Origin of the sequence: Pedobacter sp. UC225_61, assembly GCF_044452285.1 — a bacterium.
In the GTDB taxonomy this organism is placed as follows: domain Bacteria; phylum Bacteroidota; class Bacteroidia; order Sphingobacteriales; family Sphingobacteriaceae; genus Pedobacter.
Map to the genome: position 1 here is coordinate 3,627,183 of NZ_JBIOAL010000001.1, position 24,586 is coordinate 3,651,768.

Genomic DNA, 24,586 nt, shown 5'->3' on the forward strand with positions numbered 1-24,586 from the left:
TCGACAAGAAAATGAATAATTCAAATGAAATTTCAAGAATAGAATTGAATCAATTAGATCTCTTCGGGCCTGTACCAAAATCTATTGTAATTGATAATAAAATAAATATTAGAGAATACTTTCTACCTTTTAATGAAATTAGTATTCAATATTTCGATGGTAACTTAAGAGACCAATGGACGAAATCTCATAATCATATAACTTATTTACCCGTAGGAATTGTAAATAATATTAGTAGTTTAGTTTTATTTCATTACACTTCAATGGAAAATTTTAAAAGCATTATTTCTTCTAAAGAATTATGGGCTTCTAAAATAGGGTTAATGAATGACCATAGTGAAATAAAATACACTAGAGATCTTTTTATAAATCAATTATATAATTTACTAGAAAATAATAGTGAAAAGATTGAAATCATAAGCAGAGTTGTGAAAATTTACAATGAACAAATCTGTAAGAATATATATTCAATATCTTTTTCTAAAAGAGCAAATTTACTAAGTCAATGGAATAGATATGCTGGGCAAAATGGAGTATCAATAGGTTTTAATACTATTCTTTTAGAAGAAGCCTGTCAATATCAAAGTAATTTTAAATTGATTGAAGTTGAATATGAGACTAAAAACCAAGTATTAATTTTAAAAAAAATTGCAGAGAGCTTTTTTGAAAATTATGATTTTAGTTTATCCGATGAAGATTTTACTTCATTTTTTATCAAAAATTTTAAAGATGATTTAGATGATTTGACTTGCAAATTTAAACATAGTGGATTTAGAGAAGAAGAAGAAATAAGATTAGTCATTAAACAAGAACTAGTTGATAAAAAACATTTTCAGTTTAACTATAATGAAATTTATAAAAGGACTAAAAAATTAGATATGGATTTTGAATATATTTTTTCTGCTCCTAATGAAAATCCAAAAGAAAAAATGAATGAAATATACAAAGTACTTTTTGATGCAAAAATGAAATTCTTAAGCATAATAGACTCTGGAATCCCTTATAAATGGAATTAATATAAAATTGCTCTAAACATGGAATTTGCTTAAGACTAACAAATAAAAATTTGTCAAAGGGCAATTGTGATGAAATTATGCAGAAAGTTAACAGTGTAGCATGAAAACTGGAACTTGCAAGCAAAAACTTAAAAATAGAAAAACTTAAATAATAAGATAAATAACCCAAAAACTTAAGAGGAAAAATTGGTGAAATTCGCCGTATCTTTTTATATTACGAGCAACAAATATTTACCAATACCATAACAAAATGAGAAACCTAATTTTTTTCATGCACTCTTCCCTTGATGGTTTTGCAGCAGGACCTAACGGAGAAATGAATTGGATCCATGTAGACGAAGAACTCTTTGACTTTGTTGCTAAACTAACAGATAAAGCCGACACTGCATTGTATGGACGCGTAACCTATGACATGATGCAAAGTTATTGGCCAACTGCTGGTGATGAACCAAATGCATCTAAACACGACAAAGAACATTCAGTATGGTACAAAAATGTTTCAAAAGTGGTGTTATCCAGAACCATCAGTGGAGAAGGTTTAGAAAACACCACCGTAATTAGCGATCAGTTAGAAGACAACATCAATAGCATCAAAAACCAAGACGGAAAAAACATTTTAATCTTTGGCAGTCCTTCAGCTTCTCATTCCTTATTAGCACATAATTTAATAGATGAGTTTTGGTTATTTGTCAATCCGGTTTTAATAGGAGAAGGAATTCCGCTATTTAAGAATATCACAGCACTCACCAAACTGAACCTAATCGAAACGAAAACATTTACAAGTGGAGTAATTGCCCTTCACTACGAAAAGAAACGATAAGAAAGTTTACTCATGGCAGCAAAGGAATTAGCGCATTACGATGCCCAGGCAAGCTGAGCATGACGGGTTTGGGCTAATAACCTTCCATCTTGCGAAGCATTCTATCATATTACCCACTGTCCCAAAGAGCGTAGGGCAGACAGGAACGGCGGGCCATGCGCAAGCCTAGAGCGTGGAAGCATCGTTCCTGACTTGATGTTATTCATTAGCTTTTATGTTTTTATCGGTATTCATGCTCTCGCAAGCTCGGGATGGTTACTTTTTCATCAAGGAGATACTGCGAAGTATTCTTGAGGACAAAAGAAAATATATACTACCGAAAAACAGGAGCCCCATCGGCGGCGGCGAGCCGAGGCAAGACAGTGCGTTGGCAAAAAAAAAACAACAATGAGATTGCCACAGTCGGTGAAGAACCTCCTTCGCAAAGACGGTGAGGATACATACTACCACTGTCCCAAAGAGCGTGAGGCAGACAGGAACGGCGGGCCATGCGTAAGCCTAAAGCGTGGAAGCATCGTTCCTGACTTGATTTTTGTTAAACTTTTCATCAAGGAAAAGTTTAGAGCCCCATCGGCGGCGGGGAGCCGAGGCAAGCCAGTGCGTTGGCACAAAACAGAAATGAGATTGCCACAGTCGGCGGAAACCTCCTTCGCAAAGACGGGTAGGTCTGCTAGTTATGAGCCGGAGTAAGCTAAGCATGACGAGTTGTAAGACCAGTGAACAACTGAACTAATAGACAACTGAACTAGTGAACCAATTATTTAAACCGTATCGCTTTCAACGGACTAATCCTACTCACTAATAGTGAAGGAATTAACAACACCAAAGCACAAATCACAATTGTTGCAACATTTAACAACAACACATCTATAAAATGTATTTCTATAGGCACGTACGACAAGTAATAATTAGTTTGCTCTAGTTTAAACACATGCGAATACTGCTGAAAATACGCTAAACCTAAACCTAATATATTCCCTAATACTAAACCAATGCCTACCAAGTAAATGGCATTGTACAAAAAGATCTTCATCACACTGAAATCAGAAATTCCCATGGCTTTCAACAAGCCAATCATGGTGGTCCGTTCTAAGATCATAATCAGTAAGGCAGTCACCATATTAATGACCCCAACAATCATCATTAAAAAAAGTAACACTTTGGTATTTACATCTAACAAAGAAAGCCAAGTAAAAATTTCTGGCGTACTTTCCTTTACAGATCTCGACCGTAGTTTAAGTTCGAGATTGGCATACACATCATCGGCCACAGGTTTTAGTTGAGTAAAGTCTTTAATCCGTACCTCTATCCCACCCATTTGGTTAGGCTGCCATTTATTTACACTTCTAATGATATTGATATCGCCAATGGCAAAGTTTTTATCAATGTTTTCGATCCCTACACTATACACACCTACAATTTTAAACTTTCTTATTTTAGGAGGGTTTTGTACAAAATGCATTAAAAAGCTATCTCCTGTTTTAAGCTTTAACCGATTTGCCGTATACTCGGATATTAAGATTTGATTTGCCGAGCTATCGGCAAAATTAATTACCCTTCCACTAATTAAGTGCTTTTTAATAAAGCGCCAATCGTAAGTCCGATCAATTCCTTTAAAGTTTACCCCTTCTACTTCGCCATTGGCTGAAATAATAGCAGGCTTGGTAGCAAAAGGATAATAAGATTGTAAGTTGGGATTATTTTTTAAATACTGTAGCGTGGTATCATTCGGTACAAAAGGAGATTTCTCGAAAGAGCCGTTTAAATCGAAGCGGTAAATCTGTACATCGCCAATAAAGCCTCTTACTTTATCTTGTATTTCGGTTTTAAATCCTTTAATAATGGCAACAGAAAGAATCATCACCGCCAAGCTCAGCATTACACCAGCTATTGCTATGCGTACAATTAACTTACTAAACGTACGTTCAGATTTTATGGCGATTCGCCTCGCTATGAAATATTCTATATTCAAATTTTGCAATAAATTGTAACTTAGCAAAAGTGCTAATTCGAATTCGATTTAGCGTATACTTCTTTAAAAAATCTAGAAATGAAAAAAATTACTGTCCTTTTTACGTCGTTACTTACTGTTTTTGCCTTTGCCGCTTGCGGACAAGGAGTAAATGTTAAGCTGAATTCTAATGTGCCTAACCCTTACAAAGTAAAGGCCGAAAATATTGATAAGCCTAAGGATGGGAAAAAATTTATGACCGGTGCTGAGCAAACAGAAAAGTATTTGCCTTTATTAAAAGGTAAAAGAGTGGGTATGGTGGTTAATCCAACATCTATTATTGGCAACGTAACCGTAGTAGATAGTATATTGAAACGCGGAGTAAACATTGTTAAAATATTTGGTCCAGAACATGGATTTAGAGGTGATGCCAGTGCAGGGGTAAGTGTAGATGATGCGGTTGATGCGAAAACTGGTATTAAAGCTATTTCCTTATATGGCAAACACAGTACACCAACTAAAGAAGATTTAGCAGATGTAGACATTATGATTTTTGACATTCAGGATGTAGGCGTTCGCTTTTATACCTATATGAATACCTTGCAACATGTAATGGAAGCTTGTGCTCGTGATGGGAAAGAAGTGATGATTTTAGATCGTCCAAATCCGAATGGTTTTTACATTGATGGACCTGTTTTAGATCCTAAATACAAATCGGGCATTGGTTTACAACCTATTCCAATTGTGCATGGCTTAACCTTAGGCGAATATGCACATATGTTAAACGGCGAAGGTTGGTTAAAAGACAAAGTGAAATGTAAAATTACGGTGATTAAAAATGCAAACTACACACACGATATGCCGTATGTGTTGCCTGTAAAACCATCTCCAAATTTAAATACACAACAATCTATATTATTGTATCCAACAACTTGTTTATTTGAAGGAACCTATTTAAATCATGGTCGTGGTACACTATCTCCATTTACTATTGTGGGCGCTCCGTACCTAAAAGGAAAATATGAGTTCTCTTTTACGCCAAAAAGTATTAAAGGCATGAGCGAAACGCCATTGTTTATGAATGAGGTTTGTTACGGATTAGATTTAAGAAAGTACGATGTTTCAAACTTTAGAAAAACTAAACAGATTAACTTAAGCTGGATCATGGAATTGTATAAAGCATCGCCACGTAAAGCAGATTTCTTTAACAATAAATTAAGTGCTGAAGTAGGTACCATTGAAGCGAGAATTGGTGTTGGCAATTTTAGACAACAAATTATTGACGGTGTTTCTGAAAAAGAGATTAGAGCAAGTTGGGAACCAGGATTAAGTCAGTATAAACAAATGCGTAAAAAGTATTTGTTGTATCCTTAGTAATTGAAAATCGCGTCATTGCGAGGCACGAAGCTAAAGAATTGCGACCTAAGCAACATTAAAGCACCCTGCCGTCATTGCGAGGCACGAAGCAATCTTAAAGCGATATAAAACACACCCATAGTTGTAAGATTGCTTCGTTCCTCGCAAGGACGAAGCTAAAAAATGAGACCGAAGCAATCCTAAAGCACCCTGCCGTCATTGCGAGGCACGAAGCAATCCTAAAGCGACATAAAACACACCTATAGTTGTAAGATTGCTTCGTTCCTCGCAAGGACGAAGCTAAAGAATTGCGACCGAAGTAATCTTAAAGCGTTTTACCTAACCGCCATAGTTGTAAGATACTCAGTTCCTCGCAATAACGATTAACCGATTAAGTTCTATTTAGCCAAACAAGCTTGATTGGCGTTTGTTATGATACTGATAAGATTTAATCTATTATCTTTCAATTCACATTCACACTCCAAAAGCTATGAACAACGAGAAAACAAAGAAAAGCGAAAAGGTATCGAGTAACTTTTTAGAACCGCAGCCTAAAGGTAAAGTAGATAAAGGCAATAAAGTGGTTAAAAAGACAGAAGATAAAATTTATACCAAAGAACCTGCACTAGCAAAGACTAAAAATCCTGCTCAACAAAAGGAGAACAGTGAACAACCTGTTCATTCGATAAAAAAATAAACACACATGTTATTCCCAACTCGATCCGACAACTATCGGATGGTGTCTCGCCTTCCGATAAATTAAATAATTCAAAAACTCCTTTAGAAATGACTCATAAAACAAAGATTGTAATTGCTGGTATTGGAGGAGTTGGAGGTTATTTTGGCGGATTGCTAGCAAGGGCTTATGCGGGGAATGAGAATATTGAGGTGCATTTTATTGCCAGAGGAGCACACTTAAAAGAAATTCAAAATCACGGGTTAACCGTTATCAAAGGAGACATTGACTTTATTGGAAAACCTTTTTTAGCGACTGACAATGCAACTGAGATTGGCATTGCCGATTATGTCATTATATGTACTAAAAGTTATGATTTAGCCGAAATGCTAAACCAATTAATGCCTTGCATTGGTGCAGAAACCGTATTACTTCCTTTATTAAACGGAGTTGAAGCCGTAGAGAAAATAAGAGACCAATTTCCAAATCAGTTGGTACCTGCAGGTTGTGCGTACATCGTTTCTGCACTAAAAGAACCTGGTATAGTAGAAAACATGGGCAACAGGCAAGAAATTTATTTTGGTTTGGACAATGCCACAGACCAGAGGTTAACTGCATTAGAAGATCTATTAAAGGCTGCGGGTGTAGAGGCTACTCTATCTAACAACATTTCCAAACTCATTTGGGAAAAATTTATTTTCTTATCGTGTATAGCAACAGCAACATCATTTTATAACAAACCCATTGGCGAGTTATTGAAAGAAAACAGAACTGCACTTCAAGATTTCATTAGTGAATCTGCTGCTATAGCTACAGCAAAAAATATTGAGGTTGAGCCAAACACAGTTGGTAAGGCAATGAAACATTACATATCTCTTCCTTTTGCTACAACGTCATCTATGCAAAGAGATTTTCAATTTAACAGCAAAAAGACAGAGTTAGAATCTATCACTGGCTATGTGGTAAAACAAGGAAAAAGATTAGGTATACCAACACCATACTTTGAAGTTGCCTACCAAGCGCTATTAAAACGGTAATTATTTTTTAGTTGCTGCTTTAGCTTGTTTCAGAAACTGCAATAATACTTTCTCGTCGTTTTCCATTGCCGTTTTGCTATCGGGCTTTACTGTATTAATTTTCTTTAAGTATTTCTGCAAGCCTTCGTTTTCAAAAGTTTCTAATAGCAATGGATACACATAAGAACTTTTGCAAACCGCTCGGGTGTTGCCCAATTTACTAGCTACACAATCTAACACTTCTACAATAGCTTTCTTTTTAGGTAAATCGGGTTTGTTAACTGTACAACTTGCCAATTGTCGTAAGGCTTCCAATGTTCCACCCCATGTTCTAAAATCTTTAGCCGTAAAATCGCTTCCGGTAATTTCTCTAATGTAATTGTTTATCATTCCAGAATCTACCGACTTATGCGCTTTACCTTTGGTATAAAACTGAAATAACTCTTGCCCAGGAATATCTTTGCATTTTTTTACCAATTGCGCTAAGGTTTTATCATTCAATAGCACCTCTTGCTTTACACCTTTTTTACCCACAAAGCTCAACGTCGATTTACTACCATTTTCTTTAAAATGATTATCCTTTAAAGTACTTAGTCCATAACTACCATACGCCTTTTTATAACTTTCGTTACCAATCCTAATTAAGGTTTTCTGCATTACCTGCAAGCAAATGGCCAATACTTTACGCTCGTCAAAATCTTTTCTTCTTAAATCTTTGGCAATTTTCTTACGTGCATCCGTTAAGGTTTTTCCAAATTCTAACAACCTAAAATACTTATGGTCAGACCTTCTAGATGTCCAGTCGCTATGGTAACGGTATTGCTTTCTGCCCGCAGCGTCTATACCTATGGCTTGTAAATACCCATTCTTTTTTGGCGAAATCCAAACCTCTGTCCATGCGGGAGGAAGTACCAATTTCTTTATTCGTTCTAAATCAGCTTCATTTTTTATTCGCTCACCATTTTTATCTACATAATAAAACTGTCCAGGTTTTCCTTTCCTATAAATACCTGGTTGCGCCGGATGAACATAGACTAAGCTGCTAGAATCAATAATTTCGGAAGTTGGAACCATAGCGTAGTAAAAAATATGAGTGAAATTTTTAGTTATTTTGTAGTATTAAAACAACCATTGAACAAAATAAAATGAGAATAGTTTTTATGGGTACGCCCGATTTTGCCGTTGCTTCTTTAAGTGCTTTACAACAAGCCGGTTTCACTATTGTTGGTGTAGTTACCGCTGCGGATAAACCTGCGGGTCGTGGACAAAAATTAAACGAGAGCGCTGTAAAAAAGTATGCCCTAGCAAACGACTTAAGAGTTTTACAACCTTTAAAATTAAAAGACCCTTTGTTTATTGAGGAGTTAAAATCGTTAAATGCCGATTTGTTTGTTGTGGTTGCGTTTAGAATGTTGCCAGAAGTTGTTTGGAATATGCCGCCAAAAGGCACCATCAACTTACACGGATCTTTATTACCACAATACCGTGGAGCGGCACCAATTAATCATGTTATTATAAATGGTGAGAAAGAAAGCGGGGTAACGACTTTCTTTTTAAAACAAGAAATTGATACTGGCGATATTATTTTTTCTGATGCAGTAGAAATTACAGACGATGAAACTGCTGGAAGTTTACACGATAAGTTAATGGTGGTTGGCGCAAACTTACTGGTTAAAACAGTTAAAGCTATTGAGGCTGATGACTATAACGAAGTACCACAGCCGCAAAGCGATGACTTAAAAGCTGCACCCAAAATATTTAAAGATTTTTGCAAAGTAGATTGGAACCAATCCAATCAAACTGTGTACAATCACATTCGTGGATTAAGCCCTTACCCTACCGCTTTTACCACTTTAAATGATAAAATAGTAAAGATTTTTAAAGCAATCCTAGAAGATAAAGAACCTGGCATTTCTACAGGTGCTTTTTTAACAGATGGAAAAACGTATTTAAAATTTGCGACGAAAGATGGTTTTATCTCTCTAACGGATGTGCAATACGAGGGTAAAAAGCGAATGTTGATTGATGAGTTTTTAAGAGGAATGCGGTTGTAACTTCACCTAAACCTCTCTGAAAAGGAGAGGGAATTCATGATGGAAATTAAAGGTGTAGATTTGAACCTCCTTCACAAAGACATTAAGGGTAGTAGCATCATGTTCGTCATTGCGAGGCACGAAGTAATCTCCCATTTATTATTTATAGCATAAAGGAGATTGCCACGGCTTGAGAAGAACAAGCCTCGCAAAGACGTCCGCTTTACAACCTTTACCAAACTTTAATCTTTTTATCAAGAGAAAAGAAAGAGCCTTACCGGCGGTGAGCTAGAAACTAAAGTAGAAAGGTCTCTCCGCTACGGTCGAGATGACGCGACCGACTTATATCAATGCATTTAACTTTGCACTAAGCGCTTTCGCAACTTCATTAAAATAACGCTTTTTGCCATACCCCATCACCCATCTAATTCCGCCACTTGCATTCGTTACAAAAACCTCTTCAGCTTCGTTTAAAATTTCTGGATTAATTTGAGCTTCAATAAGTGGTAAACCATGAGTTTTGGCCAATTGTAAAACTACACTTCGCATTACTCCTGCCACACACCCTTCTGATAGTGCGGGTGTATAAATTTGTTTTTGGTAAACTACAAATACATTAGAGCTTGTGCTTTCACACAAAAAACCATTTTGATTTAAAATCAAAGCTTCATCTAAACGGTGTTGCTTTTGAAATAAACCAGCCATTACATACAACAGTGCATTACTGGTTTTATAATTAGATAGTTTGTTAATTGATTTAGTGATTTCATCGTACACATCTATAATTAAACCCTTTTTGTTTAATTCATACTGTGCTTGCTCTAATGGAATGGCTTCTAGTACATAGCCCGCTTTATTAATTGAGGGTGTATACAATCCTTCTCCATCTCTATAAATAGTGAGCCGAAAACGAACGTTGCCATTAAATTTGTTTTTTTTAAGAAGCTCTGCCGTTTTTTGTCGTAGAAAATATTCATCTAATAAAGCGTATCCCTCCATCTTCAACGCTTTCATGCCGGCCCGTAACCGATCTGCGTGTTGCTCGGCAAATTGTAATTTACCATTACACATCCGCATAGATTCGAATAGACCATCACCAAATTTAAACCCACGATTACTAGACTTTATAATTGCATGATCTGCAGCAACAAATTCATCGTTAAATAAAATATAATGCGACATACATTATTGTGGTTGTAGTGAGTAATTTCGCCATTTAAGTAAAACAGCTTTAAAATCTGCAGGCAAAGGCGCTTCAAACTCCATGTATTTTTTTGTAGTTGGATGAATAAAACCCAAGGTTTGTGCATGTAAAGCTTGGCGAGGCATAATTTCAAAACAATTGTTTACAAATTGTTTGTATTTAGTAAACGTAGTCCCCTTTAAAATCTTATCACCACCATAATTTGCATCACTAAACAATGGATGTCCAATGTGTTTCATATGGGCTCTAATTTGATGCGTACGACCTGTTTCTAACTGGCAACTTACTAAAGTAACATAGCCTAAGCGCTCTAAAACCGAATAATTAGTCACCGACCATTTGCCTTTTTCTTCATCATCGTACACATCCATTACTATGCGGTTTTTTAAACTACGACCAATGTAACCTTCTATTCTGCCCTCTTTTTCTATATCGCCCCAAGCTAATGCAATGTATTTACGGGTAATGCTGTGATCAAAAAATTGCTTAGCCAATTTGGTCATGGTAATTTCGTTCTTGCTAATTAGCAGCAAACCAGATGTATCTTTATCTATACGGTGTACTAAACCTGGCCGACCATCATTTCCTGGCAATGTTGGTAATTGTTCAAAATGATACGCTAAGGCATTAACCAATGTCCCTGTGTAGTTGTTAAAACCTGGATGGACCACCATACCTGCAGGTTTATTTACGACCAATAAATCGGCATCTTCATAAACAATATCTATTGGGATGTTTTCTGGATAAACTTCTGTATCGCGTGGTGGGTGTGCAAACACAATAGAAATTTCATCTAATGGTTTTACTTTATAACTGGATTTAACAGTTTTCTTATTAACGAGTACATTACCTGCATCAATTGCATTCTGAATTCTATTTCTTGACGCATTTTCTAGACGGTGCATCAAAAACTTGTCAATTCTTAGCAAAGACTGTCCTTTATCGACAACAATATTAAAATGCTCAAATAAATCTTGTTCTTCCTCTTGCTCTATAATATTGTTTTCCATGCTGCAAAAATAGGATTAACAATTTGATAATTGTAAAAAAAATAGATTGGCTTGTTTTTTGTTAAGCAGAATGTAATAAACTATTTGCCTATGAAAGCTTTTACTGAAAATGTTAGAATAGTACTTAATTTTTTTCCTTATCTGATGAGAAAGATTTACTTTCGTGATTGAAAATCAAACAGATAAACAAAATGAAAAAAAAATTAACGGCGCTTAAATCTTTATTGATTATAGGCGCTTTTTTATTGCCCTTAAATTTAATGGCTCAAGAAGATGTAGGAGACTTATTTAAAGCTAGTCCTGCAGATGCTACAAAACTAATAGATGCATACATCAATCCTCTTTTTAAAGGCTTGGGTGTTGGCTTAAATTCTGGATGGAATACATCTGCTAAAACTAAAGGTTTTTTACGATTCGATTTACGAATTACAGGTACGTTAGCATTTGTGCCTAAATCAGACCAAACTTACAACACTAATGGCTTAGGCTTACAAAACGTTAGTCCTGCTACAGGCTCAAATGGAATTGGCCCAACTGCTTTTGGTGATGACAATGAAGGTGCTTTAATGAAATTTAATGCTGACCCTACTAAAACATTTAGATTACCACAAGGAACAGGAATTCATTTCGTTCCTTCTCCACAAGTACAACTAACTGTAGGCTTACCAAAAAATATTGACGTATCGTTACGTTTAGTTCCTAATGTTAAACTAGGTGAAGATGCTGGAACAATCAATATGTTCGGTATCGGTGCTAAAGTAGAAGTGTTACCATTACTTATGGGTAAAAAAGATAAGTTATTGCCTTTTGATTTAGCAGTTGCTTTAGGATTAACTAGATTAAATTATAACTTACCATTAGATATTAATAATGGTAAATATGCTAACCAAAAGGTAGACATTAAAATAAACGGCTTTAGTGCTGATGCAATTATATCTAAAAGCCTATTGTTCTTCACGCCTTTTGCTAGTGTAGGTTTCAATACTTCTAAATCTAATTTAAGTGCATTAGGCACCTATGATTTTGATGCACCAACGATTGCAAATCCTAATGGAACGCAAACCTATACTGATCCAGTAGCAATTAAGAACAATGATATTAGTGGCTTAAAAGCGTCACTTGGCTTTCAGTTAAAGTTATCATTCTTTAAAATATATGCTTCTTATACTCAAGCACAATATAGCTATGTAAATGGTGGTATTGGCTTCGGTTTTGGTAAATAAAATTTTAAATCATCAACATAAAAGCTTCTCTTTGGGGAAGCTTTTTTTATTTAATGCAAATTTACAGTCCAGTACAACAGCTCCATTTTCAATCATTAACCTCAGTTTACGTAAAACGAGACGATTTAATTGATCCGTATATTTCGGGAAATAAATGGCGTAAGCTCAAGTACATTTTACAAGATGTAGCATTAAAAGGCAAGAAGCATCTAGTTACATTTGGCGGCGCTTACTCTAATCATTTAGTGGCTACTGCAGCAGCTGCAGCAAGGGCCAATTTAAAAGCAACTGCATTTGTGCGTGGGGAGCAAGTTGAAAATGAACTATTATTACTTTGCCACTTATTTGGAATGCAACTCATTTTTACCGATCGTGAAAGTTATAAGAGTAAACAACATCTTTTTACTTCTCATTTTGGTGATGATAATGATGCTTATTTTATAGATGAAGGTGGCACAAGCGAGGAAGCTGTAAAAGGTTGTGCTGAAATTATAACAGAACTTACAAAACCTTTCGATTATATATTTTGTGCCGCTGGTACTGGAACTACAGCCGCTGGATTATTAAGAGGTATTAACCAAGAAAACCTAACAGCTCAACTCCATGTAATTCCTGTATTAAAAGGTGGAGATTTTATAGCCAAAGAAATTAGTCATTATGAAAATGATGTAAGCAAATTATACTTACATACTGACTATCACTTTGGTGGTTACGCTAAAACAACTACAGAATTATTACAGTTCATAAAAACTTTTAGTGCTGAAACAGGAATGCTGATAGATCCTGTTTACACAAGTAAACTATTTTATGCTATTTATGATTTAGCTGGTAAAAACTATTTCAAAAAAGACGCAAAAATAGTAGCCCTACACACTGGAGGTCTGCTAGGTATTTTAGGAATGAAAGAAAAACTATTTCAGGTTTAGAGATAAGAATTGTTAAGAAGGCTTAACGTTAATTGCTCTCATTTTATGATTTTCCGTTATTACTTCGAAAGCTACCTCATCTAAAATTTCAACTTCATGTGGGCAATCGGTTTTAGTAAACCCATATTCTATATTTGTACTGCTATCTTTTATATTGCCAATTCCTTTACTAGAATTAAAACTAATTACCACTCCATATCTCATAACTCTTCTCTTTAAATGTAGGGTAAGGTAGGCATTATTTATTAAGGAAAATTTTAAATAATATTCTCCAATTTTTGGACCTATTAGGAAGAAATTAGATGTAATTGTCTCTTAGTATTTTTCCACAATTTATAAAAGCAAAACATTTTTTTAACAAAAACTAACTTTAAATCATTTAAACCTAGTTTTTGCCTTTTAAGTTCAAATAGTGCTTAAATTTGATAATTTGGCACATTTTATTACTTTTGAACATACCAAAACTATAAATTTTATGTATCAACTTAGTGTAGCACCAGATCAAGTAAATCAAACTTTGCAACAACATATTTTAGCGGATGGTTTCGACTTGACCTATGATATGGAAAAAAGTAATGGCGCTTATATTTACGACTCTAAATACAACCGCAGATTATTAGATTTCTTTACTTGCTTTGCTTCAGTGCCGTTGGGCTACAACCACCCAAAAATGATTAACGACGAAGCTTTTAAACACAGTTTGTTATTGGCAGCAATGGCTAATCCATCTAATTCTGATGTTTATACACAACAATATGCGCAATTTGTAAAAACCTTTGGAGAAGTTGGTATTCCAGATTATTTGCCACATGCTTTTTTTATTGCTGGCGGAGGTTTAGCTGTAGAAAATGCACTTAAAGTGGCAATGGATTGGAAAGTTCAAAAAAACTTTGCTAAAGGATACAAAGAAGAAAAAGGATTTAAAGTATTACACTTCGAGAAAGCGTTTCACGGTCGTACAGGCTATACCTTAAGTTTAACAAATACACTACCAGATAAAACGAAATGGTTTGCTAAGTTCGATTGGCCAAGAGTATCCGTTCCACAAGTAAAATTCCCTTTGGTTGATGGAAACTTAGCTACTGCAATAGAATCAGAAGAGGCTTCTATTGTTCAAATTAAACAGGCTTTTGCTACTCATAAGGATGATATTTGTGCAATTATTGTAGAGCCAATTCAATCAGAAGGTGGTGATAATCATTTACGTGAAGAGTTTTTAATTCAGCTTCGCCAACTGGCAGATGAAAATGAAGCATTTTTAATTTACGATGAAGTGCAAACTGGTGTAGGATTAACAGGTAAGTTTTGGTGTCACGAACATTTTAGTGAACAAGCTCGTCCAGATATTGTTGCATTTGGCAAAAAGATGCAAGTTTGTGGTATTTTGGTGGGTAAGAAAGTAGAAGAAGTAGAAGGCAATGTATTTAATGTACCCTCTCGTATCAACTCTACGTGGGGAGGTAATTTAGTAGATATGGTTCGCTCAACGCAGATTTTAAATATTGTACAGGAAGATCAGCTTTGTCAAAATGCCACAGAAGTAGGGCAATATTTGATTGAAAACCTAAGTAAATTAGCACAAAAACACGATAAAATGAGTAATGTTCGTGGGCGAGGATTATTAGCCGCTTTCGATTTCCCAACAAAAGATATGCGTAATGCTTTTATTCAAAAAGGAATTGAAAATAACGTTATGTTTTTAGGTTGTGGCAATCAAACTATTCGTTTCCGTCCTGCTTTATGTATTGAGAAAAAACATATTGACGAAGGAATGGAAGTAATGGAGAAGATTTTACCTAATCTTTAAGTAAAAAAATATTCTTTAAATAGACCTGCTTAACCAAAATTAAGCAGGTTTAATTTTTTAAATGCTTTTATAACTTAAGTCAGACTTATAAATTGATTGATACTTTTATCTTGCAACCATAAATTTTGACGAATGAAAAATAAAAAGCAAAGCATATTTTGATAGCCATAGTTTTAATTGTTTTAATATGGATTTTAAAGGACACCTTCTCGCAGTCTAGCATCGAAGATTTAAAAGGTGGTTTTAAAGAGGTGGTTTCTTATAGAAATGAAAATAATACTGGCCCAATTCAACGTATCTATGCAGTTACAGTAAAAGATACAACCAAAGCTCAGCTAATTGATTATGGAAACTTTAAACCACATACAAAATATGGCAATACAAAGGTTTATTTCTTTATAGAAGGAAGTGACGTTCCATCAACACTAAATCCAGGTGATGTAAATTTTGATGCTAAGTACAACTCATCTTGCTTTGCACTATACGAAAAAAGCGCAATGGGAAACGTTGGTTTAATAAAAAAACCTTTCAAATAACTCTATAAACGTTTATCAAAAGGAATACTGTTATATACTATTTAAGATCAAATAGATTATCTACACCCAAAAGTTTTCTACACGTAAAACCTTCTCCATACTTAGCGCCAATATTTTTACCAAATTCCATTGCTCTACCAAATACTGCTTCTAAAAATTCTGGTGAAGAAATATAAGTTTGTGGAGCATGTTTATCTGAGCTATCAAATTGTGTTTTAAAAGCTCTAATTGCTTTTTCTTTTTGCTCCATAAACTCAGTAATATCAACAATAATATCGGGTTTAATGTATCGATCTTGTATGTATTGCAAGATTAATCTAGGGCGCCAAGCTTCTTGCACAACCCCATCAAGTGTAGTTTCAATTTTAATTAATCCTGATAAAAAGATAGCATCATTTGTTAAATCTCCTGCTCTACCATGGTCTGGGTGACGATCATGCAAAGCATTGGTTAAAATGATTTCTGGTTGATATTTGCGCACCATTTTTATGATTTCAAGCTGATGCTCTTCGTCATTCTTGAAAAAACCATCTCTAAATTTCAGGTTTTCACGAGCATGCAATCCTAAAATTTTTGCAGAGTTTGCTGCTTCTTCATCACGTGTTTCTGCAGTACCTCTTGTACCTAATTCACCACGTGTAAAATCAACAATTCCTACTTTTTTACCTAAGGCAATATGCTTTAAAATAGTTCCAGAACACCCTAATTCCGCATCATCAGGATGTACAGCAAAAACAAGTATATCTAACTTCATTTTATTTATTTTCATCCAGTAGGTACTGAATTTTCTTTTTAACTTTTGAAGAATTTGGCTTTGTGAACGAATAAAAATAATCTACAACTTCGCCATTTTTATTAATTAAATATTTATGAAAGTTCCATTTTGGAGAAGAGTTAATATGTCCATTTAGTTTCTTTTCACTTAAAAACTTAAACAACGGGTGAGCTTGACTTCCTCTTACCATTATCTTTTCAAAAACTGGAAACTTAACTCCGTAATTTACCTCGCAAAACTCATTAATAGCTGCACCATCTAAAGGTTCTTGTCTACCGAAATCGTTTGATGGAAAACCTAAAATTTCAAATCCTTGGTCTGCATATTTATCTCTAAGTTCTTGTAATTCTTTTAATTGAGGAGTAAAGCTACAACCAGAAGCCGTATTCACAACTAGTAACACTTTGCCTTTATAATCAGACAAGGTTTTTTCCTTTCCACTTAATAATTTTGCTTTAAATGGATAGATGGTTTGAGTTGAATTCATTTTAATTATTGATAATAACCAGAATTGACAATGATGGATTCAATGTCTCTATCTTGAACAGGATCGTAGGTGTTTTTTAAATTATGTCCAACTACCCTAGCTACTAGTTGGTAGGAAAACGCAGCAAAGCCACCTTTTGTTTGCTTAACAATGTCATAAGTTGTACGTCCAAGCTCACGATCTATCAGTTTGGTTAAAATCTGACCTTGAGTAATGGTCAGCTCTTTTATTTCGGTATTAAACATGTTTTTAATTTCATTATCACATTCTTTTACCAATTTCTTTTGATCTTTTTTATCTGGTACCGTTGCTAAATCGATTTCTAACTTTTCGTATCTTCTTTTAGCATATAATGCATAAGGCATTACTTTTAACACATTATATCTTAACCTATTAAAAGCAGCTTGTTCTTCTGCAGAATGCCAAATTCGCTTACCATTTATAACAACTTCATTTAAGCCAATCCACGGTATCATGTAGCCATTATCATTTGTAGCTGCCACTCGGATAGTATCGTTTTTTCCAAGTACAGGCCAAATTGCACCTGCATTACTTTCTTGTGCTTTTACCGCATTTGAAGCAATGATGACAATAAACAGAATAAAGAGACGATAATATTTCATAAATTTATGCCTATACAAAGTTAAAGCTAATTTTATATATTCGTTTTATCTACAATCGAATATAATCTTTTATAGCTTAAATTACTACAATTTTACCTAGAAAATACAAATGAAGAGCACTTTAGTGATTGATATTGAGGCGGAAAAGCAAGAAATTTTAAAAAGGTATCGGGCCCTTTTGCGTGCTTCTAAATCTACATTACAAAAAGGAGATAAGAAAGAAATCAGGAAAGCTTTCGAAATGGCATTGGAAAGCCATAAGGATATGCGTCGGAAATCAGGTGAACCTTATATCTATCATCCTATAGCCGTTGCCCAAATTGCTGCAGAAGAAATTGGGTTGGGAACAACATCCATTGTATGTGCTTTATTGCATGATGTTGTTGAGGATACAGATATTACATTAGATGATATAGAACGTGAGTTTGGTAAAAAAACTGCTAAAATTATAGATGGGTTAACTAAAATATCTGGCGTTTTCGATTACAACAGTTCATTGCAGGCAGAGAATTTTAGAAAAATGCTCTTAACCTTAGCGGATGACGTTCGTGTAATCTTAATTAAACTAGCTGATCGCCTGCACAACATGCGTACCATGGATTTTATGCCAAGACAAAAGCAGCTTAAAATCGCTTCAGAAACTATTTATTTATACGCCCCTCTTGCGCACCGATTAGGCTTGTACGCGATTAAATCTGAATTGGAAGATTTATCGATGAAGTATCTTGAACCTGATACCTACAAATACATAGCTACTCAGTTAAACGAAAAAAAGGCAGAGCGAAATTTATTCATTAAAACCTTCGTAGAACCTGTTAGTGAAATTTTAGCCGAGCAAGGATTGGTAGCAAATATTTATGGTAGGCCAAAGTCTATCCATTCGATATGGAATAAAATGAAAAAGAAAAATATTCCTTTTGAAGAGGTATATGATCTTTTCGCTATCCGAATTATTTTAGACAGTGCACCTGAACATGAAAAAGCAGATTGTTGGAAGGCTTATTCAATTGTAACCGATTTATATCGTCCAAATCCAGATCGTTTACGCGATTGGGTTTCATCCCCAAAAGGAAATGGTTATGAATCATTACATACAACTGTAATGGGTCCAAAAGGACAATGGGTTGAAGTACAAATTCGTACACAACGGATGAATGAAATTGCAGAAAAAGGTTTTGCTGCACATTGGAAATATAAAGAATCGAGTAACGATAATGGATTAGATCAGTGGATTCAAAAAGTTAGAGAAATGCTAAGTAATCCGGAAGCTAATGCACTTGATTTTCTAGATGATTTTAAAATGAATCTCTTTTCTGATGAGATTTTCATTTTTACCCCAAAAGGAGCTTTACTACAATTGCCATTAGGCGCAACCGCTTTAGATTTTGCTTTTGAAATTCATACAGATGTAGGCGCAAGATGTATTGGAGCTAAAGTGAATCACAAATTAGTACCACTTTCTCATAAATTACAAAATGGCGATCAGGTAGAAATTATTACTTCAAGCAAGCAAGTTCCTAAAGAAGATTGGCTAAATATCGTTGTTACTGCGAAAGCTAAATCAAAAATCAAGTCCTCTCTAAAAGAAGAGAAAAGGAAAATTGCGGAGAATGGAAAAGAAACTTTAGAGCGTAAACTGAAATCTTTAAAAATCACCTACAATACAGATAACTTAAATAAACTCACGTATTTCTTCAAACTTCAGTCTACGCAAGATCTTTTTATCGCGATAGCTAATGGAAAAATTGAATTGAAAGACTTGAAGGATTATCTATCGAGTGAAAAGGAGATTGAGAACCGTGGTAATGATTATAAAAACGATGGTAAACAGGTTGAAGCTTTACTAAACAAAGTTAAAGGACCAGAATCTGATATTTTGTTAATAGGCGAAGATTTACAAAAGATAGATTATACACTTGCGGCCTGTTGTAATCCAATTCCTGGGGATGATGTTTTTGGATTTGTAACGGTAAATGAAGGTATTAAAATTCACCGTACTAATTGTCCTAATGCCGCACAGCTGATGGCAAATTATGGGTATAGAGTTGTAAAAGCTAAATGGAACGGTCAGCAAGAACTTACATTTTTAACTGGCTTGCATATTATTGGAATTGACGATGTTGGGTTAATTAACAACATTACAAAAGTTATTTCTAACGATTTTAAGGTAAATATGCGATCGATTACGGTTGATACAAATGATGGTATTTTTGATGGATCAATTATGATTTTCGTAAACGACAAAGAGCATTTAGATAATTTAATTAAGAACTTATTAGAAGTAAAAGGTGTAACTGGAGTAACACGATTTGATGCACAGTAACTTGAATTTACCAATTGGCAAAATGTATTAACAATCTTTACACTTTGTTAATTATTAATCGGTAAAATCATTTTAATCGGTGTAATCATTTACCTACCTTTGGAGAGGAGTTTAAAACTATGTCTGAACAGAATACTAGTGAGTTGGTTAGAAAAATATTTGAAGCCTATCTCGAAAATAAAAACTTAAGAAAAACCCCTGAGCGTTTCGCCATTTTAGAAGAAATTTATTCTAGAAATGATCATTTCGATGTAGAAACACTTTATATCCACATGAAAAACCAAAAGTATCGTGTAAGTAGAGCTACGGTTTACAATACACTAGAATTATTGGTATCATGCGATTTGGTGACCAAACACCAGTTTGGGAAAAACATGGCGCAGTTCGAAAAATCTTATGGGTATCATCAACACGATCATGTTATTTGCATTGATTGTGGTAAAGTAGTAGAATTCTGCGATCCACGTATTCATCAAATTCAAAGCATGGTTGGTGATTTACTGAAATTTGACATTAAACATCATTCTTTAAATATGTACGGAGTTTGTTTTGATTGCAGCGCTGCTGCAACAATTAAAAATACCGCTACACAAAAATTAAATGCAACTAACTAATTCAATCATAATAATTTCTATTTTTTAATTTAAAATAATGACGCAAGTAGACGTACTACTAGGCCTACAATGGGGCGACGAGGGTAAAGGAAAAATTGTTGATGTTTTAAGTCCACAATACGATATGATAGCCCGTTTTCAAGGCGGTCCAAATGCTGGTCACACATTAGAGTTCGACGGTAAAAAATTTGTACTAAACACTATTCCTTCTGGAATTTTTAACGAAGGTATCATGAACCTTATTGGTAATGGTGTAGTGATTGACCCAATTATTTTAAAAAGAGAATTAGATAATCTAAAAAAAGCTGGGCACGACCCAGTGGCTAGTGGTAAATTAGTAATTGCCCGTAAAGCACATTTAATTTTGCCTACTCATCAATTATTAGATGCAGCAAATGAGCAAAAGATGGGTGCCGGTAAAATTGGATCAACTTTAAAAGGTATTGGCCCAACATATATGGATAAAACTGGCCGTAATGGTTTACGTGTTGGCGATACGACACTACCTGATTTTAAAGCTCGTTACAATAAACTAGTTGAAAAACACAAAGAAATTCTTTCCCATTACGAATTTGCGTATGACCTAGCAGAAAAAGAAGCTGCATTTTTTGAGGCGATCGAATTCATCAAAAATATACCACATGTTGATAGTGAGCATTTTGTTAATCAATATTTAAAAGAAGGTAAAAAAGTTTTAGCAGAAGGTGCACAAGGAACCTTGCTTGATGTTGATTTCGGCTCCTACCCTTTCGTAACCTCATCAAATACAACTACGGCAGGTGCCTGTACTGGTTTAGGGATTGCTCCTAATAAGGTTGGCGATGTTTTTGGAATTTTTAAAGCGTACTGTACTCGTGTAGGTGGAGGTCCATTTCCTACCGAATTAGATAATGAAGTTGGCGAAAATTTACGTCAAATTGGTCATGAATTTGGTGCAACTACAGGCAGAGCTCGCCGATGCGGATGGATTGACTTACCAGCCTTAAAATATGCCATTATGTTAAATGGAGTAACTGAGTTGATTATGATGAAAGCAGATGTTTTAGATAGTTTTGATACTATTTATGCATGTACTCATTATGAACATAATGGGGAGACAATAGATTATATGCCGTATGACATTATTTCTATTCAACCAAAACCAGTTTTAAAAGCTATAGAAGGTTGGAAAACAGATTTAACAAAGATCACTTCACTTGATCAAGTTCCTAGTCAACTGGCTGATTATATCGCATTTTTAGAAAAAGAACTAGAAGTACCAATTAAATATCTTTCTGTTGGACCAGATAGAACACAAACGCTAACATTGAGATAACAATAAAATTCTTTCACGAGGAATCCCATTGAATCAAAACTCAATGGGATTTTTTTTTGTTATAACTGGAATATAAATCTCATTTATATATATTTAACATATTATCTATTATATTTATTTTTTTGCAGTCAAAACCTAAACTAAATTAATGCGATTTTTCTCAAGCCTGAATACTTATTATCGCTTGCTCATGCTGATAATAAGCACAACAGCTTTATTTTTCTTGCTTTTTATATTTTTATATTCGTATACTAAAAAACAAGAAAAAGAAGTTTATAAATCTGCTTATAAAGAGTATCAAAATGAAGCTAATTCCATTTTTGAGTTAAATTCTAAAACACATATTGCTGCAATTATAGATGTTACTTTTTGGGATGAGTTAGTGGACTTTACGAAAACCAAAAATGAAAAATGGTATAAGGATTATATTGAAAAAGAGTTCCCGACTTACGAAGTAGATTACATAGGCATTTTTGGTTTAAACCAAGAATTGCTAAATAAAACTACATCTTCTAAGCTAAAAACAATAGATTTTATTCCAAAGCAAATTATGCCAACTCTTTATAAATCGAAGTTGGTTCGATTTTATATGAAAGTACCTGAAGGAGTTGTTGAAATCTTTGGAGCTACCATACATCCATCAAATGATCCTAAAAAGAATAAATCAAAACCATCAGGTTATTTCTTTATGGCTCGACTTTTAAATCAAAAATTCGTTCAGAATCTAGGGAAAATATCTAGCTCCACAATTAAAATAACTGATACAAATTATCACGTTCCAACTGATGAAAATTCTATAGAAGTAAGTTTAAATTTAAATGACTGGAAGAATGATACCATCGCTAATGTAAACTTTGAAAGACCATTTAATTTAAATTTTTATAACACAAAAAAAATCCTCTTCATTATAATTATTGCTACTATTTTAAACTTCTTAATTTACTTTTATTACTACAGAAGGTGGATTTATAAACCTTTAAAACTCATCACCAATACGTTAGAAAAAGAAAATGAAAATTCTATAACAGGCTTAAAAAATGCACATGGAGAGTTTAAACATATTGGAAATCTCTTTGAGGAAAATAACAAGCAAAGAAAACAATTAGAAATAGCCAAAGAAAAGGCAGAAGAAAGTGACATGCTAAAATCATCATTCTTAGCAAATTTATCCCATGAAATTAGAACACCGATGAATGCCATTATGGGTTTTAGTGACCTACTTCATGATACTAATTTGAGCGAAAAGGATAAAACGGATTACTTAAAAATAATTAGAAATAACGGAAAGAACTTGATTTCAATTATTGAAGATTTAATAGAAATGTCTAAGATTGATTCAAAGCAAATCGCTCCAAATTATCAATCTTTAGATTTAGATAAATGTATTTCTGAATTACATCGTGCCATTAAAATAACTATTCCAGAAGAAAAAAGAATTGAATTTTTAATTCATCAAAGTACATCACCTTTAAAACAAAAAATTCTTACAGATGAAATTAAGCTAACCCAGATTTTAACAAATTTGATTACAAATGCAATCAAGTTTACCAAAAAAGGATATGTATCTATCGGTTATAAAGTAAATGAAGATGACAAAATTTTAGAAATATGGGTAGAGGATTCAGGTTTGGGTATTGATGAAAAAAATGTAAAAATCATATTTGATAGATTTAGACGAGTTGAAGATGAATTCTCTATAGAAATATCAGGATTAGGTTTAGGATTATCAATTACAAAAGCTTATGTAGAATTATTAGGTGGATCTATTAATGTGAAGTCAACACCAGGAATTGGTTCAACATTTTCTATTTCCATTCCATTAATATATGAAGAAACATTAATAGATGTAGATTTCGTACAAGACACTTACAAATTAAGCAAAGCTGAGAATGAAACAATTCTGATTGCTGAAGATGATGATATTAACTTTTTATTGATTCAAAAAATACTTCAATCCAAAAATTATAAAATTTTAAGAGCAGTAAATGGGAAAGAAGCTGTTGAAATTTGTAAAAATAATACCAATATTAATCTAATCTTTATGGATATTAAAATGCCTATTATGAATGGTTTTGAAGCCTTAGAATTAATAAGGCAGTTTAATAAGAATCTACCAATAATTGCAAATACCGCTTATTCTTCATTCGAAGATAAAGAGAAAATTATAAATGCAGGATTTACAAATTACATTTCCAAACCGCTAAACAAGAACGAAATATTTTATTTATTAAATTCGATTTTCAGCTAAATATTACTCATCATCTAACAAGCTCACACATTTTTCTGATAACACTAATCGAGCTTCCATTGAGGTGAGGCTTTGTGTATCCTTTATAAATTTATAAAAACTGGTAATAATCGCTAAAGTTTCATCATCTGGTTCGCAAGCCTGATATTTTTCTAAATGTGGGATCGACTTTAACATCACCAACTTGTATTCCTCTCGGGCTTTGGCATAAGCAACTGCATCTTTTGCTTGGTTTGCAGCTCTCATTTGGTCAGCAAAAACTCTCGACTTGTTTAAATAAATAAAGCCTAATGCTCTATACGGAACAAAATAATTAGGTTCTCCTTTTAACGATTGCTCATAGTATACAATTGCTTCATTAGGATTTTCTGTTTCCTCATACATTTTTCCTAAATGATAAGCCAAACTAGTTATTTGCTTTGTAGTTAATTCATCAGTTCTTTTATATAATGTCAATGTTTTCGCAATAATTTTCGCTGTAACTGGGTTTGTTCTATTAACGGTAAAATCTGAATATGCTTCTTTGATTGATTTAGATTGAGCAAACAAAGAGAAATAACTGATACATAATAAACAAAATACTAGGTAGACTTTTTTCATAGAATTAAAAATTGATAAATATATAAA

Annotated in this window: 23 protein-coding genes; 14 read left to right on the forward strand and 9 right to left on the reverse strand. The window is 33.9% G+C overall.

All coding sequences use genetic code 11. The annotated features are described in order from the left end of the window. The first annotated feature begins 11 nt into the window (after positions 1–11). Together ACHMWN_RS16525 and ACHMWN_RS16530 are read left to right on the forward strand one after the other, a co-directional pair. Entirely contained in the window at positions 12–1,016 is a 1,005-nt protein-coding gene (locus ACHMWN_RS16525; protein WP_397303363.1) for a DUF2971 domain-containing protein, read from the forward strand. Between the two features lie 250 nt (positions 1,017–1,266). Continuing rightward, a complete protein-coding gene (locus ACHMWN_RS16530; RefSeq protein ID WP_397303366.1) occupies positions 1,267–1,836 on the forward strand; it encodes a dihydrofolate reductase family protein in 570 nt (189 codons plus the stop codon). A 757-nt stretch (positions 1,837–2,593) separates the two neighbouring features. On the opposite strand, the gene ACHMWN_RS16535 is transcribed toward ACHMWN_RS16530, so the two are convergent. Beyond that, positions 2,594–3,808: an ABC transporter permease gene (locus ACHMWN_RS16535; protein ID WP_397303369.1), complete on the reverse strand. Its 1,215-nt coding sequence runs from the start codon at positions 3,806–3,808 to the stop codon at positions 2,594–2,596. A gap of 78 nt (positions 3,809–3,886) precedes the next feature. Here ACHMWN_RS16535 and ACHMWN_RS16540 point away from each other — a divergent pair, with 78 nt between their 5' ends. From ACHMWN_RS16540 to ACHMWN_RS16550, 3 genes are all read left to right on the forward strand, one after another. Further along, entirely contained in the window at positions 3,887–5,161 is a 1,275-nt protein-coding gene (locus ACHMWN_RS16540) for an exo-beta-N-acetylmuramidase NamZ domain-containing protein (protein WP_397303371.1), read from the forward strand. 472 nt (positions 5,162–5,633) lie between these two features. Beyond that, positions 5,634–5,840, forward strand: coding sequence for a hypothetical protein (locus ACHMWN_RS16545; RefSeq protein WP_397303374.1), 207 nt, complete (start codon positions 5,634–5,636; stop codon positions 5,838–5,840). An 89-nt stretch (positions 5,841–5,929) separates the two neighbouring features. Continuing rightward, a complete protein-coding gene (locus ACHMWN_RS16550; RefSeq protein WP_397303376.1) occupies positions 5,930–6,856 on the forward strand; it encodes a ketopantoate reductase family protein in 927 nt (308 codons plus the stop codon). Here the strand turns inward: ACHMWN_RS16550 and ACHMWN_RS16555 are convergent, their stop codons facing one another. After that, positions 6,857–7,909, reverse strand: a complete 1,053-nt coding sequence (locus tag ACHMWN_RS16555) for a DNA topoisomerase IB (protein ID WP_397303379.1) — start codon at positions 7,907–7,909, stop codon at positions 6,857–6,859. It lies immediately after the preceding gene. Positions 7,910–7,980: 71 nt separating this feature from the next. On the opposite strand from ACHMWN_RS16555, the gene fmt reads away from it, so the two are divergent. Next, entirely contained in the window at positions 7,981–8,889 is a 909-nt protein-coding gene (fmt, locus tag ACHMWN_RS16560) for a methionyl-tRNA formyltransferase (RefSeq protein WP_397303381.1), read from the forward strand. Positions 8,890–9,210: 321 nt separating this feature from the next. On the opposite strand, the gene ACHMWN_RS16565 is transcribed toward fmt, so the two are convergent. Beyond that, positions 9,211–10,050, reverse strand: coding sequence for an aminotransferase class IV (locus ACHMWN_RS16565; RefSeq protein WP_397303384.1), 840 nt, complete (start codon positions 10,048–10,050; stop codon positions 9,211–9,213). A gap of 3 nt (positions 10,051–10,053) precedes the next feature. After that, on the reverse strand, positions 10,054–11,082 hold the full coding sequence (locus ACHMWN_RS16570) for an RluA family pseudouridine synthase (protein WP_397303386.1): 1,029 nt from the start codon (positions 11,080–11,082) through the stop codon (positions 10,054–10,056). Between the two features lie 191 nt (positions 11,083–11,273). Here ACHMWN_RS16570 and ACHMWN_RS16575 point away from each other — a divergent pair, with 191 nt between their 5' ends. Both ACHMWN_RS16575 and ACHMWN_RS16580 read left to right on the forward strand, forming a co-directional pair. Next, complete coding sequence (locus ACHMWN_RS16575) at positions 11,274–12,305, forward strand: DUF6588 family protein (protein WP_397303387.1); 1,032 nt, start codon at positions 11,274–11,276, stop codon at positions 12,303–12,305. 53 nt (positions 12,306–12,358) lie between these two features. Next, on the forward strand, positions 12,359–13,231 hold the full coding sequence (locus tag ACHMWN_RS16580; protein WP_397303390.1) for a 1-aminocyclopropane-1-carboxylate deaminase/D-cysteine desulfhydrase: 873 nt from the start codon (positions 12,359–12,361) through the stop codon (positions 13,229–13,231). Positions 13,232–13,243: 12 nt separating this feature from the next. On the opposite strand, the gene ACHMWN_RS16585 is transcribed toward ACHMWN_RS16580, so the two are convergent. Further along, the gene (locus ACHMWN_RS16585; RefSeq protein ID WP_397303392.1) at positions 13,244–13,435 is read right to left on the reverse strand and encodes a hypothetical protein; all 192 of its coding nucleotides are present in this window, start codon (positions 13,433–13,435) and stop codon (positions 13,244–13,246) included. 271 nt (positions 13,436–13,706) lie between these two features. On the opposite strand from ACHMWN_RS16585, the gene lat reads away from it, so the two are divergent. Both lat and ACHMWN_RS16595 read left to right on the forward strand, forming a co-directional pair. Next, entirely contained in the window at positions 13,707–15,038 is a 1,332-nt protein-coding gene (gene lat, locus ACHMWN_RS16590) for an L-lysine 6-transaminase (RefSeq protein WP_397303394.1), read from the forward strand. Positions 15,039–15,196: 158 nt separating this feature from the next. Beyond that, on the forward strand, positions 15,197–15,574 hold the full coding sequence (locus tag ACHMWN_RS16595) for a hypothetical protein (RefSeq protein WP_397303397.1): 378 nt from the start codon (positions 15,197–15,199) through the stop codon (positions 15,572–15,574). 37 nt (positions 15,575–15,611) lie between these two features. On the opposite strand, the gene bshB1 is transcribed toward ACHMWN_RS16595, so the two are convergent. From bshB1 to ACHMWN_RS16610, 3 genes are read right to left on the reverse strand one after another with little or no spacing between them, the layout of a single operon-like run. Next, positions 15,612–16,328, reverse strand: coding sequence for a bacillithiol biosynthesis deacetylase BshB1 (gene bshB1 / locus ACHMWN_RS16600; protein WP_397303400.1), 717 nt, complete (start codon positions 16,326–16,328; stop codon positions 15,612–15,614). Position 16,329: 1 nt separating this feature from the next. Beyond that, positions 16,330–16,836: a glutathione peroxidase gene (locus ACHMWN_RS16605; RefSeq protein ID WP_397303402.1), complete on the reverse strand. Its 507-nt coding sequence runs from the start codon at positions 16,834–16,836 to the stop codon at positions 16,330–16,332. Positions 16,837–16,841: 5 nt separating this feature from the next. Further along, a complete protein-coding gene (locus tag ACHMWN_RS16610) occupies positions 16,842–17,459 on the reverse strand; it encodes a DUF4294 domain-containing protein (protein ID WP_397303404.1) in 618 nt (205 codons plus the stop codon). Between the two features lie 109 nt (positions 17,460–17,568). Between ACHMWN_RS16610 and ACHMWN_RS16615 the strand changes: the two genes are divergently transcribed. From ACHMWN_RS16615 to ACHMWN_RS16630, 4 genes are all read left to right on the forward strand, one after another. After that, positions 17,569–19,782 (forward strand): RelA/SpoT family protein, encoded by a 2,214-nt coding sequence (locus tag ACHMWN_RS16615; RefSeq protein WP_397303406.1) that lies wholly within the window; start codon positions 17,569–17,571, stop codon positions 19,780–19,782. A 119-nt stretch (positions 19,783–19,901) separates the two neighbouring features. Next, positions 19,902–20,396 carry a Fur family transcriptional regulator gene (locus ACHMWN_RS16620; RefSeq protein WP_397303407.1) on the forward strand — a complete coding sequence of 165 codons (495 nt, stop codon included), beginning with the start codon at positions 19,902–19,904 and terminating at the stop codon, positions 20,394–20,396. 37 nt (positions 20,397–20,433) lie between these two features. Continuing rightward, complete coding sequence (locus ACHMWN_RS16625; protein WP_397303409.1) at positions 20,434–21,711, forward strand: adenylosuccinate synthase; 1,278 nt, start codon at positions 20,434–20,436, stop codon at positions 21,709–21,711. Positions 21,712–21,859: 148 nt separating this feature from the next. Continuing rightward, positions 21,860–23,959 (forward strand): response regulator, encoded by a 2,100-nt coding sequence (locus ACHMWN_RS16630; protein WP_397303411.1) that lies wholly within the window; start codon positions 21,860–21,862, stop codon positions 23,957–23,959. A gap of 3 nt (positions 23,960–23,962) precedes the next feature. Here ACHMWN_RS16630 and ACHMWN_RS16635 read toward each other — a convergent pair whose 3' ends face one another. Further along, the gene (locus ACHMWN_RS16635) at positions 23,963–24,559 is read right to left on the reverse strand and encodes a tetratricopeptide repeat protein (RefSeq protein WP_397303413.1); all 597 of its coding nucleotides are present in this window, start codon (positions 24,557–24,559) and stop codon (positions 23,963–23,965) included. Positions 24,560–24,586 lie beyond the last annotated feature (27 nt).